The organism is Nocardia carnea (assembly GCF_029869215.1).
GTDB classification, from domain to species: Bacteria; Actinomycetota; Actinomycetes; order Mycobacteriales; family Mycobacteriaceae; genus Nocardia; species Nocardia carnea_B.
Genome location: NZ_JARWPM010000287.1, coordinates 45,640 through 57,162 on the forward strand (window position 1 = coordinate 45,640; position 11,523 = coordinate 57,162).

Genomic DNA, 11,523 nt, shown 5'->3' on the forward strand with positions numbered 1-11,523 from the left:
ATGAGGAGCAGGTATGCGTATCGACCACCCGACCGACGACGAGCTGCGGGAGAACTTCGCCGAAATGCTCGAATCGGTGCGCAACGGCGGCGGTCTGCGGACCGAGACCGGCCTCGATATGGAAACCGAGGAAGCGCTGTGGGCTATCGCGCGGGCGTATCCGGATGTCACCGATGACCTGGTGACCGCTGCCCGCGAGGCGTTCGCCGGTCAGCTCGATGGTTCGAATGCCCGTAAGCATCGCGAAGAACTCGCCCGCCAGTTCGAGGAGATGCGCCGCGCGCGCGGCGACAGCTGAACGCCGCGGCCCGAGTGACCGCGCACCGGTACGAGGAGAATGTTGCCCAAGTGACGAAACCAGACGAGGCGCCGCCCGGTGCAGCTGCCGGCGCGCCCACCGATATCGACGGGCAGCCGGCGCCGGCTTCCCCGGAACAGCCGGCCGCCCCGACCCCCGACGACGAACCCGATGTCGGCTTCACGCTGGCCGCGGCGCCCCGGGAGCAGGACGTCGCCGAACGCGCCCGTGCCCTGATGCACCAGGTAGCCCGGGAACTGGGCGCGGTCGCCCCCGAAGGCTGGGAGCGGGTGGACGCGGTCTTCGCCTCGACGATCGCGGTCGACGTCGGTTTCGCCATCTTCTCCGACGCGCAACAGCGTGCCGTCCGCTGGACCCCGACACCGCAGGTGCTGGCTCTGGTCCGCGAACACCGGCAACTATCCGCCCGATTGGGGGACGGGCCGTGGTGGCGGTTGCTGATCGGGTTGACCGGTTCCGGGCAGATCGAGGTCGACTACGACTACGGCGACGAACCGTTTCCCGAGGACCAGCTGTTCGCGCCCGAGATCTATCGCGCCGACCTGGAAGCATTTCCCCGCAAGACCCTTCCCGTGTGGCTGGCCGCCTACCTGTTCCACGGCGATCGGCAACAGCGCTCCCCGGCGACCGCTGCGGCCCAGGCCGCCGCGGACCGTTCGGCCGGGGTAACCGCCGAACCCGTGGAGGGTTTTCCGGCCCTTCCGGTGCTGGCGGCGCGGTGGGCGGTGCTGTCCGCGGCGTTCGTGGCCGTGAAGTCGGAGTGGGGTCCCCGGCTGACGCCCGGCGTGCGCTGGTTCGAGGGCGCGGGCCGCAGCGGCAGCACGCTGCATTCGCTGCCGGGCGGTCGTGCCGTGCTCTCGGGTGGGGTGTGGAACGCCCCGGAACTGGACGCGGCCTACAACCGGGAGGCACCGCTGCCGGCGTTGTTCCGCGGTGCGCCGGAATGGGTCGCGGGGCCGGTGCTGAACGAGCGGTCGAGTAGGGGACAACTCACCTTCTGTTACTGGTGGGACGGTCACCGCTGGTACCGGGGCGAGTCCCCGGCTCCCGAGACGGTCGCGGGTGCGGTTCCGGGTATCTGGGACGCGAAAACGGTGGCCCGGATCGTTTCCGGCCTGATCCTCGAGTCCGACCCGTCCGACGAACGGCTGGCGGCAATCGAAACCTTCATCGCCGCAGCCGAATCCGCCACGCTCACGCGCGCCGCATTGACTGCCGTCTTCCCCGAAGCGGACGGTTTCGATATCGACAGCGCCTTCCACCAGCTGATGCTGGGCGGTGTCACCGCCCCGGAACCGCTTCCGGAGCAGCAGGCGATAGAGCAGGTCGGCCGATATCTCACCGAGAGCGGGGAGGATCTGTCCGGCTATCCGGTGGACACTCTGCGCGCGGACCGGGTGGACGGCGGCTGGATGGTGTTCGCCCCGGTGGCGCCGGGCGAGATCGCGATCGGCCGGGCGATTTTCTATGTGGCCGACGACGGTGTGCTGGAACGTTCGTCGTCCTCGGTCGCGCCGTCGCAGTACCTCCCGGATTTCCGGCGCCGGTGCCGCCACCGCAACCGCACGCTCATCTGACCGTGCGAACCCAGCGGCTCGACACGTCGGTACCTGTTCACGCGCTTGTACTCTCCGTATGAGAAGGGTTCGGCGCGTGTTCAGCCGGTGGAGGGGCAACGGTAAGTCCCGGCTGCGATCTTCGGTTGTAACTCGTGCTGTCGGCGAGGAGGAGGGCGTGAGCGGATCGATCACCGTTCGGGCGGCCGTTCCATGATTTCCCGGCCACCGGCTTTTCGCTACGACGACTTCTCACCAATGGAAACCACTGACACGCGGACCTTCGACTTTGCGGGAGTGTGAGATATGGCCGCCGATCCCTGGGGCGCCCTCAAAGACCAAGCCGCGAGCGGCGGGTTTTCGTTCGAGAAGAGCGTCGCCACCGACGCCGCCAGGCTGTGCGCGGATTTGATCAGCGTCTTCGGGGTCGTCGAGGGACTCGTGCCGCTGCTGAAACCGATGACGGGCCTCGGACCTTCCGACGGCGCCGAACGGCTACGGGCAAAGTTCGACGAGGTGGCCGACCACTTCAAGGACGAAATCATGTCCAAGCATCGGGAGCGGGTGACCGATCTGGGCCACGCCTTCGTCGAGGCCGGAAAGCTGTACGTGGATACGGACCAGGGGAACGCGGGCGGCTTCTTCACCGAGATGGTCGATGCCAGCCACGCCGGTCGAGATGTCGAAGACGCGTTCACGCATCTGGATTCCGACGGCTATCGGCAGGACAATACCGACGTTCCCGATCTGGGAAATTACGGCGACCCGAACAGCAAGTTCACTCTCCCGGCGGCGTTGTCCGGCCTGCCCGGAAGTCCGGGCGCGGAGGGCTTCTCCGTCGAGGTACCGCCGGCGGACAGTATGGAGTTCAACCCGCTCTGGTGGCTCGGCGAGCAGATTCGGGGCAACTCGATGTTCATCGAGGACAAGGCCGCGTACTGGTACCGGATGAAAACCCAGTTGGAAACCGGTTTCACCGATTTCAACGAGGGTATGCGAGGCCTGCTCGACTCCGACCGCTGGACAGGTACCGGATCCGACGGCGCCGCGCAGGCCGTACGCGCCTACCTCGGCAGTGGTGCGCCGCTGGTCACCGCGCTGGGGCAGCTCGGTGACAACTTGATCAACGCGGCAGCCTGGATCATGTACACCGGCCTGGGTATGCCCCGGAAGTCGCATTACTACACCCATGCCGAGGGCGGCGAAACCCTCGTCTATCAGGTCGAGACGCTTGCCCGGCAGGTATACCGGAATTGGTATGAACCGGGTATCGAACTGTCGTCCACGGCGATACCGAAACTGCCCGATCCCGACGGTCAGACCAACCTCCCCCCTCCGAACAACAACAACACCAACAACAACAACGGTGGTGGTGGCGGGGGCGGCGGTGGCGGAACCGGGGGCGGTGGCGGCATTCCGGGAGGGGGCAGCCCCGGTCAGAACGGTGCGTTCCAGCAACAGCAGGCCGCGGTGGATCAGATCGAGCAACAGCGTGCCGAATTGCTGGCCGCGCAACAGGAGCTCGAGCGCCAGGCCCAACAGCAGCAAGAGGCGCTCCAGCAGCAACAGCAGGCGTTGGAACAGCAGCAGGGCTCGCAGCAGATGCTGCAGGCCGCCCAGCAGGGCCTGCAACAGCTGGGCCAGCTGGGGCAGCAACTGTCGACGGCCGCGCAGCAGGCGTTGCAGCAGGCCGGTATCACCGGGCTCCCCGGGATGCCGGCGCTGCAGGACGCGGTGAAGAACTACCAGTCCGCGCTGCAGAAAGCCGGCAAACTGCCCGCCGGTCTCGGCGGCGGTGGCGCGGGCGGAAGTTCCGGCGCAGCCGGCGGGCCGAAGTCGCCGCCGGTCCCGAATGTGGAGAAGGCGTCCAAGCTCTTCCCGCGGGCCGCGGTCCTGACGGGCACGGCCAGCGGGGTGCCGACCGGCGTCGTTGCGGCGTCGCCGGCCGGGGCGGGCGCGCCCATGGGCGGGATGCCGATGGGTGGTGGCGCCGGCGGTGCGCAGGGCGGCGGCCAGCAGAAGGATCACAAACGCGCGGATTACCTCGATTCCACGGAGTGGCTGGAAGAGGGGATCGGCGAACCGTCGATCGTGGCGAAGCCGGTGGTCGATCAGTGATGTCGGGCGGTTCGCCGCGGTCCTGGACGTTCACCGACCTCGAGTACCACGCGCTGTGGACGGAGACCACGGGTACGCCGTTACCGTTTCCGTTCTACTTCACGACCGCGACTCAGGACCCGGGAACCTACCGGCGGGAGAAGGCCCAGGCACTGGCAGCGGTGCGGGAACGACTGAGCGGCAGCTTCGATCCCGTGCTGGAAACCCTCATCGCCCCCGATATCCGGGTCGTCCTGAACGGTAGTGATTATCGGGACGCCGAAAAGCCCGTGAGCACCGTCCGGATGATCGGCGTGCGGCGGGAGTCGAGGGGTTTCGTGGTCACCTCGAAGCCGGGCGAAACATTCTGGCGCAGCGGGGGTTTCACAGTAGTCGAATGTGAGGCGCTGCGACTTGCCGACGAAATGGTCGCCCGGATGCCGGAAAGGGAGGCCGGTGGCCGGCCGGAGACCGAGTTGCCGCGCCGGGTGTCCGACGGCGACCGGGCACCCGGCGGCCCCAGCGTCCACGATTCGTTCACCGATACTCCGCAGCAGCGCGGTTCGGCCTTCCTGGCAGCGCCGACGCTGTGTACCGGCACGGCCGCGGTAGAACAGGGCTTTTCGATATACGGGCCGCGGGGTATCGCGCGGTTCGAATTCGAATGGCGCGATCTGATCGACGACGGACGGTACATCATCCGCGACTCCGACCCGCCGGTCGCGGTGGCCGCCGATTCCGCGGTGTTCACCACGACGCTGAACTCGAAGATCGCGCAGGTGGTCCGGGTGATCAAGGACGAACGGCAACGGCACTGATTCGCCGGAAACTACCGAGCCGGGCCGTGGTGGTGCCATTCCCGGACGGCCGCCGAACCGCCCTGATCGTCGAAGAGAATCGCCGCGGCGGGCCGGCCGTCCGGATGCCAGCGTCGTAGCATCCCGTGGGGTTTACCGCGGTAGTTCTCGCCTTCGGATTTCAGCCGGCCGTCGGGCCACCACTCCCGGTAGCTGCCGTGCGGCAGGCCGTCGACGTAGAACTCCTGGGACAGCAGTTGTCCCGGTACGAGCTCCTCGACGACCTCGCCGGTGAACGGTACGCCTTCGTAGTGCAGGCGTAGGTCGTCGCCGATCGACGTGTCGTCGGAGTTCAGGTCGATACGCCGCATTGCGGATCTCCCGTCCGTTCGTGCACGTAGACCAGGTTATCGGGCAGGTAACCGGAAAACCGGGGATCCGTGATCGTGGTAGCGGTCGTGTCCTCCGGTACCGCGGCGTCGGCCTGCGAGTTCGCGATCGGGACGGGAAAGGGGTTCCGGTGCAACCCGATCTACGGGCACACTGTTAACAGAATTGGTTCCGGGGGAGAAACCTCGACCGAGCATGCGGATGCACCACTCATGGGAGTGAAGAGGGGTCAGGAGGGGCTGATGGCTATGCGATATCCATTCATTGGCGCAGCGTGCACCGTGCGGCGGCCGGAACCGGACCGCGCCAGGACATGGCCGGTCGGCCAGCGCCGCGCCGGCGGATTCGGGATTCAGTTGTGGGGTCCGGGGGTGGGAGTCCCGGGATTGGACGGCGCCAGCGTATATCCGGTCTCGGCCAGTTCGCTCCGACCCTGTTCCCAGCCTTGGCAACCGGTACCGGACCTCGGCGTTCTCGCAGCATGCACTCTCTCTCATACCGGGACATAACCCCCGGTTCACCTTCCCGATCCATACTCGGGACGGTTTCCGTCGCCAGAGATACGGCAGGAGGACGATGAGCGCAGTTCCGGGGGACGCCGAGTTCCCCACCGAGTTCACCGCCCATTCGCTTACCGGCTCCATCCGGGTCCGGACATCCGAAATGGGTTTGCCCGTAGCGATCTCCGTGGAGCCCGGCGAGTTGCGTCGCGACCCCGAATCGCTGGCCGGGGAGATCTTGCGGCTGTGCAAACAGTCCGCCGCACGCGCGGGTCTCGAGCGGCGTAAACAGCTGAAGGAGGCCGGTTTCACCAGCGAAATGCTGCGGTTGACGGGCTTGCCCACCGAGGAAGAGGTGGCGCGGCAGGAGATCGTCGCCGAGCAGGAGTACGAGACCGAACCGGAGAGCTGGCTCCGATCAGTGTAGGGCCGGAAAAGATTTCGTGAGGTTGCCATGGTCGAAACGATGGATGAGCTCATCGCCCGCGTTCAGCAGCAGGTCTACCGCCTGACCGACCTGCAGGAGGCGATGGCCGGGATCGCGGTGCGCGAGACGTCACCCGATGGTGCGGTGACGGTGGAAGTGGACGGTAACGCGGCCCTCACCGGGCTGAGTTTCACCGGGGCGATCGCCACGATGACACCCGCCGAATTCGAGAAAGCGCTGGTCGAGACAGCGCGTGCGGCCGCGAGCCGGGCGATCTCGGAAAAGGCGGAGCTGATCACCACCTTCAATTCGGAAAGCACGAGGTAGTCACCGACTGTTAACCGGTCGAGGATCGCGGCCGGAGGTACCCGCTGGGTACCGTTGAGTACGAAACATTGTGGGATGTTTCGGGATTGGACAAAAAACATGAATCACGTTCACGTTGTCCCGGATGCGGTGCGTGTGTACGGCAGCGAATCCGCGGCCATGGCGGCCGGAATCGCGGCGACCGCCGCGGTCGATCAGGCGGCCACGGTTGCCTTCGCAGTGCCGGCGTTCGGGCTCATCGGCCAGGAATTCCTCGCCGCCTTCGCCTACGCGCAGGCCAACCATCTGTCCTCTGTCGCCGAACTCGCCGCGGTGCACGCCGGTACCGCGCTCACCGCGCATCAGGCCGCCGCGAGCTACGAGCTCACCGATGGCGGTAACGCTGTGAACATCGGCGCGGTGAACCCCCGCTCATGAGCACGCCAGGAGCCGCTCCGCCGCCGCCGGGCGTGGAGCCGCCACCCGGCGCCGACCCCCTGGATCCGACCATCCTGGAGCTGCTGCGGGGCAGTGCGCTGGCACCCATGCTGGATATGCCGGTGAACGATGTCCTCCACAGCATGGGTCTGCCGAACTTGCCGGAACTCCCGGCGTTCGGCGAGTTACCGGGATTGCCGCCGCTGCCGACGCTCGATCTGAGTGCGCTGATGCGGCCGCTCACCGATCTGGCATCGGCCTTCGGTTCGGGGCAGCTGGGGGCGCCGCCCCCGGCTCCCGCGCCGGCCGCGCCCGGTGCCGGTGATCCGGCCGCCGCGCCCGCACCGGCGCCGAATATGGACCCCACGCAGGTGTTGTCCCAGGTATCGACGGTGATGCAGACCGTGCTGCAGCTGGGCACCTCCGCGCTGCAGGCCGTGATGAGCATGTGGCAGGGCATGGGGGCGACGGAGGCGGCGGAGAAGGCGGGCCAGGCGCAGACCGACGCCGCCAAACTCGAGGCGCAGAGCACCGGCGAGAAAGCTCATCTCCTGAAAGGCGCGACCAGTGTCGCGATCGGTCGCGGGGAAATGGCGCTGGTGGTCGGTGCCTTCTCGACGAAGCTGGCGCTGGCTCCGCTGTACGCGGGCTCGGCCCCCGGTGCGGCGTACCTGGTGGCCTCGGCCATCGAGGCGGCGACCGAAGCCCTGGCCATCACGATCAAGACCAAAACCGAACTCGGCGTCGAGGGGGCCGGACTGGCACAAACCGGCCAGAAGGTGAAGATCACCGACGCGCCGACGGGGGTCGACCCCAGCCAGCAGATGAGCCAGCTCATGCAGATGGTCGGCATGGTCACGCCGCTGATCAGTACGGCGAGCCAGGCCGCACAGTCGCTGGGGCAGCTGGCGAAGGCGAATCCCGCCTTGTCCGCGCCGGCACCGCTCGGCGGGGGGGCCCCCCGGGGCGGACCGGGCCCCCCCGCCACCCCAAGCCCCCCCCGGGCCGGGGGGGGCGGGGGCGGGGGGGGGGGGCGCGGCGCCGGGGGGGGGGCCGGGGGGGGCCGCCCACCCCCCCGGGCCCCGCGCCGCCCCCGCGGGGGGGGGGGCCCCCGGGGCCGCCCCGGGCCCGCCCCGACTCCGAACGCCCCGCCGGGGCCGGTGGTCTCGGGGCCGGCGGTGGGGGACTCGGCGCCGGTGTGGGCGCCGTGGGTGCCGCGCCGGCACCGCTCGGTGCCTTCCCGGGTTCGAAATTGGCGGCACCCGGCCCGCTCGGTGCCGTCGGGGCGCTGGGCGGGCTCGGTGGGAATCCGGCGGGTTCGGTCGCCGGGATGTCGTCGCCGGCGAGTACCGGCGGTACCAGTTCGGCCGCCGGCAACGGTCCCGGATACATGCCGATGGGTGCCGGGATGGGCGCCGCGGGAATGGCCCGCGACGGCGAATCGGTGACCGATGGTTCGGCGCGCGGCTTGGTGTCGGCCGAACACGGCGACGAAGTAGTCGGATCAATCGAAGGTGTCGCGGTGCCGGTGGTCGGCGCCGCGGAGTCGACATCGGAACCACCGCCGGACAAAGAACTCACGCTGTGACGCGAGCCGGCTACCAGGACACAGGAGGGTCTCATGGAAAAAGAGATGGGTGAGGTGTACGACGGCGTCCGGTTCGACCCGGTCGCGGCCGGGAAGGCGTCGTCGGGCCTGGATACGCTGGCCGACCGGCTGGCCGCCGATCTGGCGGCCGTACAGCAGGCGCTGACGGTGGTCCCGGCGGGTGCCGACGAGGTGTCGGGCCGGGCGTCGCAGACCCACAACGATGTCGCGACGTCGTATCTGACCAGCGCGCAGGCCAGTGTGCAGGAAATGCGCAAGCTGGCCGCCACGCTGCGGCTCAGCACCGCCCGGTTCGACGGGATGGAAACCGACAACGCCGGAAACCTCGGCGGCGCGCCGCAAGCCTGACCGGTTTCCGCAGTGCCGACGAGCGAAGGGTATTCCCCAGCGATGATCGAACCACCACAACCCGGCTTCACCGGTGTGGTGTGGCCCGCGCGCCCCGCCGACCGGCTGGCCCGTGAGCTCACCACCGGACCGGGCTCGGTGCCGATGGCCGAGGCCGTCCAGGCGTGGGCGCGGCTGGCGGCATCGTTCGGTGCGGCGGTGGTGGAGTACGAGAAGGCTGTCACCGAGATCCGCGGCGCCTGGGGTTCCGGGCGCAGTAGCGAAGTGCTGCACCAGGTTTCGACGCTGCGTGATTGGCTGATCGAGGCGGCCGGGGCTGCGACCGCCAACGCGGCACGGTTCCAGGCGCAGGTCGCCGCGTACGAGGTGGCCCGGCTGGCCATGCCGCATACCGCCGATATCGAGCAGATCCAGCAGGTCCAGCGCATGCTGGAATCGGTCACGGGGATGGTCGGTGCGCCGATCAAAGCTGTTGCCGCCGAGGTGGACAACGACTCGGACGTCGCGAAGGCCGTGGCGTCCCGCGTGATGGAGAACTACGAGAAGGCCACCGAACCGCTCGCGTTGGCCTGGCAGCACACCGCACCGCCGGTGATAGCGCCGGAAACCGCGCTGGCCGCCGAACATGCGGCGGCCGCCGCCGAGGCAAAGCCGGCCCCGGCGCCCGGGGCGCGGGGGAGTATGCCGGTGGGGCTGATGGGTATCGGATCGCTGCCGATACCCACCGCGATGCCACGGGTGCAGACGGCCTACAACGCGCCGATCTACGCCCAGTCCGGGGTCACCAGGGAAGTGGCGCCGCAGACCGCCCCGGCGGCCACGGCGGGTGCGAGCTCGCAGGCGGCGCCGCTGGCTCCGGGCGCGATGGCGGGCGCCGGGAGTTCGGCGCAGGAGGCCTCGCGTTTCCCGCGGGCCGGACTCTCCGGTGACGAGGGCGACCACTTGGGTGCCGAGAACGAGCTGCGGGCCGCGCCCGCGGTACTCGGTGGCGTCGAGCCACCGGCGGCCGCGCCGCAGGTCCGAGCCGGAGGTAGTGCGTGACGACTCTGACCAATGACGCACTGCTCGCGGTCGCCGAACGTCTCGGCGTGCAGACCTTGCCGCTGGTGCTGGCCGCCGGACCGCAACAGGACTCCTATGACGAATGGCAGGCCGCCCGCGACCGGGCGGTCGCGGAGCTCACCGCGGCCGGCATCTTCGATGCCGAAGGCGATGTCGAATCCGCGCTGGCGCAGGCGCTGTTCGTCCTGGCCCAACCCGAACGGGAGTTGGTGGCTCGCGGTTTCGCCGAGGATCGGCTGCTGCGAATCTGCCTGGCCCGCCGCGGCGAACTACACGCGGTGGCCGTGCGCGACGGTGACAGTTTCGATATCCGGCCGATCTGGTGCGACGGTTCGCCGGCCGCCCTGGCCGGGCCGCTGCTGACCGCCCTGGGCCCCGCCGAACCGGCCACCGTCGCCGGATTCAGCGCTCCGGCCGCGGAATTGGCCGAACGGCTCGACTCCGCGGAAACCACAGGCGATTTCGCGGACGCCATCTACGCCCTGGGCGTGGCCGACCGGGATGCCACCGTGTTTGCCGCGGCGTTCGCCTCCTGCCGGGCCTTCACCGAAATCGTGGCCTACACCCACGAGGACGGTCGCACCACGCGCGCTCCGGGCGCCGTAGCGGTGTACGACACCGAACGCGGCCGGCTCGTGGCCGCGCCCACTGTCTCGCCGGATCAACAGGTCTGGTCGACGGTCACAACGGGTAGCGATCACCGGGTGACGCAGGCAATCGCCACGTTGCTCGAGGGTCTGCCCGGGGGGAGGTGGCTGACACCGTAATTCCCCAGGTGATAACCCACCGTTCTCTTCGGCGCGAGATCCTGCGATCTCGGCGGAAATACAACCTCACGAAAGGAACCCAGTAATGGCTACACAGGGTGTTGATCTCGATCTCGAGCTGGTCAAGAAGGCGACCGGCGAAATGTACACCGCCATCGAGAACCTGCGGCAGTCGGTGAAGGCCGTCGATTCGGCCAGCGATGCGGCCCGCGCGGGCTGGAAGGGTGATGCGAACGCGTCGTTCGTCACCACCTCGCAGGCGTGGAGCGACGAATCCGACCGCCTGAACCAGAAGCTCGACGAGCTGACCAAGGCCACCGAGGATGCGACCCAGACCATCCTGGGCATGGACGAGGACGCCTTCATCCCCGGCGGCGGCTACACCAGCCTCTGATCTCGTATCGGTAGCACTGTCACCTATCTGCTCGACTGAGAAGGAATTGGGAACATGAGCGATATTTTGTACGACCGCCCCACCATGGAGGCGCTGTTCGACTCGCTGAAGACCGAAGGCAGCAAGATCCAGGGTGAGATCGAGGCCCTGGCCACCGCCAAGGACAACTTCCTCGCCGCCATGGCCAGCCAGGGCGCCCAGGAAGGCTTCCAGACCGCCCACCAGTCGGTGAACACCGAACTGGAGGACACCCTGCACAAGCTGGATCAGCTCGCCATCGCGGTCGAGAACGCGCTGCAGCGCGCGCTGGAGACCGATAAGAAGATCGGCGACGGGTTCGCCGCCTTCGGCTGATCGGCCGCACACGGCACGAGAACGGCCGGCAGACGATGCCGATACCGAGATCGTGCTGCGGCTGCGCCCGGATATCGACCCGGTGGCACTGCTGGAGTCCATGCGGTCCGAGGCAGTGGATCTGCTACTGGAATTACCCGCCCTCGAAGAAATCCGGGT

At 68.4% G+C, this 11,523-nt stretch carries 15 protein-coding genes; 14 read left to right on the forward strand and 1 reads right to left on the reverse strand.

What is annotated here, in order from left to right:
- Nucleotides 1-13: 13 nt before the first annotated feature.
- From QH276_RS20005 to QH276_RS20020, 4 genes are all read left to right on the forward strand, one after another.
- A complete protein-coding gene (locus QH276_RS20005; protein WP_280398172.1) occupies nucleotides 14-298 on the forward strand; it encodes a hypothetical protein in 285 nt (94 codons plus the stop codon).
- A 50-nt stretch (nucleotides 299-348) separates the two neighbouring features.
- Nucleotides 349-1,896, forward strand: coding sequence for a hypothetical protein (locus tag QH276_RS20010; protein WP_280398173.1), 1,548 nt, complete (start codon nucleotides 349-351; stop codon nucleotides 1,894-1,896).
- 285 nt (nucleotides 1,897-2,181) lie between these two features.
- Nucleotides 2,182-3,993, forward strand: coding sequence for a hypothetical protein (locus tag QH276_RS20015; protein WP_280398174.1), 1,812 nt, complete (start codon nucleotides 2,182-2,184; stop codon nucleotides 3,991-3,993).
- The gene (locus QH276_RS20020; RefSeq protein WP_280398175.1) at nucleotides 3,993-4,790 is read left to right on the forward strand and encodes an ESX secretion-associated protein EspG; all 798 of its coding nucleotides are present in this window, start codon (nucleotides 3,993-3,995) and stop codon (nucleotides 4,788-4,790) included. Before QH276_RS20015 ends, QH276_RS20020 begins: the two co-directional genes overlap by 1 nt.
- A gap of 11 nt (nucleotides 4,791-4,801) precedes the next feature.
- Here QH276_RS20020 and QH276_RS20025 read toward each other — a convergent pair whose 3' ends face one another.
- Complete coding sequence (locus tag QH276_RS20025) at nucleotides 4,802-5,140, reverse strand: toxin-antitoxin system YwqK family antitoxin (protein WP_280398176.1); 339 nt, start codon at nucleotides 5,138-5,140, stop codon at nucleotides 4,802-4,804.
- Nucleotides 5,141-5,735: 595 nt separating this feature from the next.
- Here QH276_RS20025 and QH276_RS20030 point away from each other — a divergent pair.
- From QH276_RS20030 to QH276_RS20075, 10 genes are all read left to right on the forward strand, one after another.
- Nucleotides 5,736-6,086: a hypothetical protein gene (locus QH276_RS20030; RefSeq protein ID WP_280398177.1), complete on the forward strand. Its 351-nt coding sequence runs from the start codon at nucleotides 5,736-5,738 to the stop codon at nucleotides 6,084-6,086.
- A gap of 39 nt (nucleotides 6,087-6,125) precedes the next feature.
- Nucleotides 6,126-6,413 carry a YbaB/EbfC family nucleoid-associated protein gene (locus QH276_RS20035; RefSeq protein WP_280398178.1) on the forward strand — a complete coding sequence of 96 codons (288 nt, stop codon included), beginning with the start codon at nucleotides 6,126-6,128 and terminating at the stop codon, nucleotides 6,411-6,413.
- 99 nt (nucleotides 6,414-6,512) lie between these two features.
- Nucleotides 6,513-6,830: a type VII secretion target gene (locus QH276_RS20040; protein WP_280398179.1), complete on the forward strand. Its 318-nt coding sequence runs from the start codon at nucleotides 6,513-6,515 to the stop codon at nucleotides 6,828-6,830.
- Nucleotides 6,827-8,278, forward strand: a complete 1,452-nt coding sequence (locus QH276_RS20045; RefSeq protein WP_280406852.1) for a hypothetical protein — start codon at nucleotides 6,827-6,829, stop codon at nucleotides 8,276-8,278. The genes QH276_RS20040 and QH276_RS20045 overlap by 4 nt, the downstream gene beginning before the upstream one ends.
- Nucleotides 8,275-8,418: a hypothetical protein gene (locus QH276_RS20050; RefSeq protein ID WP_280406853.1), complete on the forward strand. Its 144-nt coding sequence runs from the start codon at nucleotides 8,275-8,277 to the stop codon at nucleotides 8,416-8,418. The genes QH276_RS20045 and QH276_RS20050 overlap by 4 nt, the downstream gene beginning before the upstream one ends.
- A 33-nt stretch (nucleotides 8,419-8,451) precedes the next feature.
- Nucleotides 8,452-8,787: a PE domain-containing protein gene (locus QH276_RS20055; protein ID WP_280398181.1), complete on the forward strand. Its 336-nt coding sequence runs from the start codon at nucleotides 8,452-8,454 to the stop codon at nucleotides 8,785-8,787.
- Between the two features lie 42 nt (nucleotides 8,788-8,829).
- Nucleotides 8,830-9,828, forward strand: coding sequence for a PPE domain-containing protein (locus tag QH276_RS20060; RefSeq protein WP_280398182.1), 999 nt, complete (start codon nucleotides 8,830-8,832; stop codon nucleotides 9,826-9,828).
- Nucleotides 9,825-10,616 carry an ESX secretion-associated protein EspG gene (locus tag QH276_RS20065; protein ID WP_280398183.1) on the forward strand — a complete coding sequence of 264 codons (792 nt, stop codon included), beginning with the start codon at nucleotides 9,825-9,827 and terminating at the stop codon, nucleotides 10,614-10,616. The genes QH276_RS20060 and QH276_RS20065 overlap by 4 nt, the downstream gene beginning before the upstream one ends.
- 85 nt (nucleotides 10,617-10,701) lie before the next feature.
- Entirely contained in the window at nucleotides 10,702-11,010 is a 309-nt protein-coding gene (locus QH276_RS20070) for a WXG100 family type VII secretion target (RefSeq protein WP_280398184.1), read from the forward strand.
- Nucleotides 11,011-11,064: 54 nt separating this feature from the next.
- The gene (locus tag QH276_RS20075; protein WP_280398185.1) at nucleotides 11,065-11,364 is read left to right on the forward strand and encodes a type VII secretion protein EsxR; all 300 of its coding nucleotides are present in this window, start codon (nucleotides 11,065-11,067) and stop codon (nucleotides 11,362-11,364) included.
- The last annotated feature ends 159 nt before the right edge of the window (nucleotides 11,365-11,523 follow it).

Bases quoted from the DNA above. Each gene is read 5' to 3' on its own strand.
- QH276_RS20005 (WP_280398172.1), top strand. From the start codon at position 14: ATGCGTATCGACCACCCGACCGACGACGAGCTGCGGGAGAACTTCGCC.
- QH276_RS20015 (WP_280398174.1), top strand. From the start codon at position 2,182: ATGGCCGCCGATCCCTGGGGCGCCCTCAAAGACCAAGCCGCGAGCGGC.
- QH276_RS20020 (WP_280398175.1), top strand. From the start codon at position 3,993: ATGTCGGGCGGTTCGCCGCGGTCCTGGACGTTCACCGACCTCGAGTAC.
- QH276_RS20025 (WP_280398176.1), bottom strand. From the start codon at position 5,140: ATGCGGCGTATCGACCTGAACTCCGACGACACGTCGATCGGCGACGAC.
- QH276_RS20030 (WP_280398177.1), top strand. From the start codon at position 5,736: ATGAGCGCAGTTCCGGGGGACGCCGAGTTCCCCACCGAGTTCACCGCC.
- QH276_RS20035 (WP_280398178.1), top strand. From the start codon at position 6,126: ATGGATGAGCTCATCGCCCGCGTTCAGCAGCAGGTCTACCGCCTGACC.
- QH276_RS20040 (WP_280398179.1), top strand. From the start codon at position 6,513: ATGAATCACGTTCACGTTGTCCCGGATGCGGTGCGTGTGTACGGCAGC.
- QH276_RS20045 (WP_280406852.1), top strand. From the start codon at position 6,827: ATGAGCACGCCAGGAGCCGCTCCGCCGCCGCCGGGCGTGGAGCCGCCA.
- QH276_RS20055 (WP_280398181.1), top strand. From the start codon at position 8,452: ATGGAAAAAGAGATGGGTGAGGTGTACGACGGCGTCCGGTTCGACCCG.
- QH276_RS20060 (WP_280398182.1), top strand. From the start codon at position 8,830: ATGATCGAACCACCACAACCCGGCTTCACCGGTGTGGTGTGGCCCGCG.
- QH276_RS20070 (WP_280398184.1), top strand. From the start codon at position 10,702: ATGGCTACACAGGGTGTTGATCTCGATCTCGAGCTGGTCAAGAAGGCG.
- QH276_RS20075 (WP_280398185.1), top strand. From the start codon at position 11,065: ATGAGCGATATTTTGTACGACCGCCCCACCATGGAGGCGCTGTTCGAC.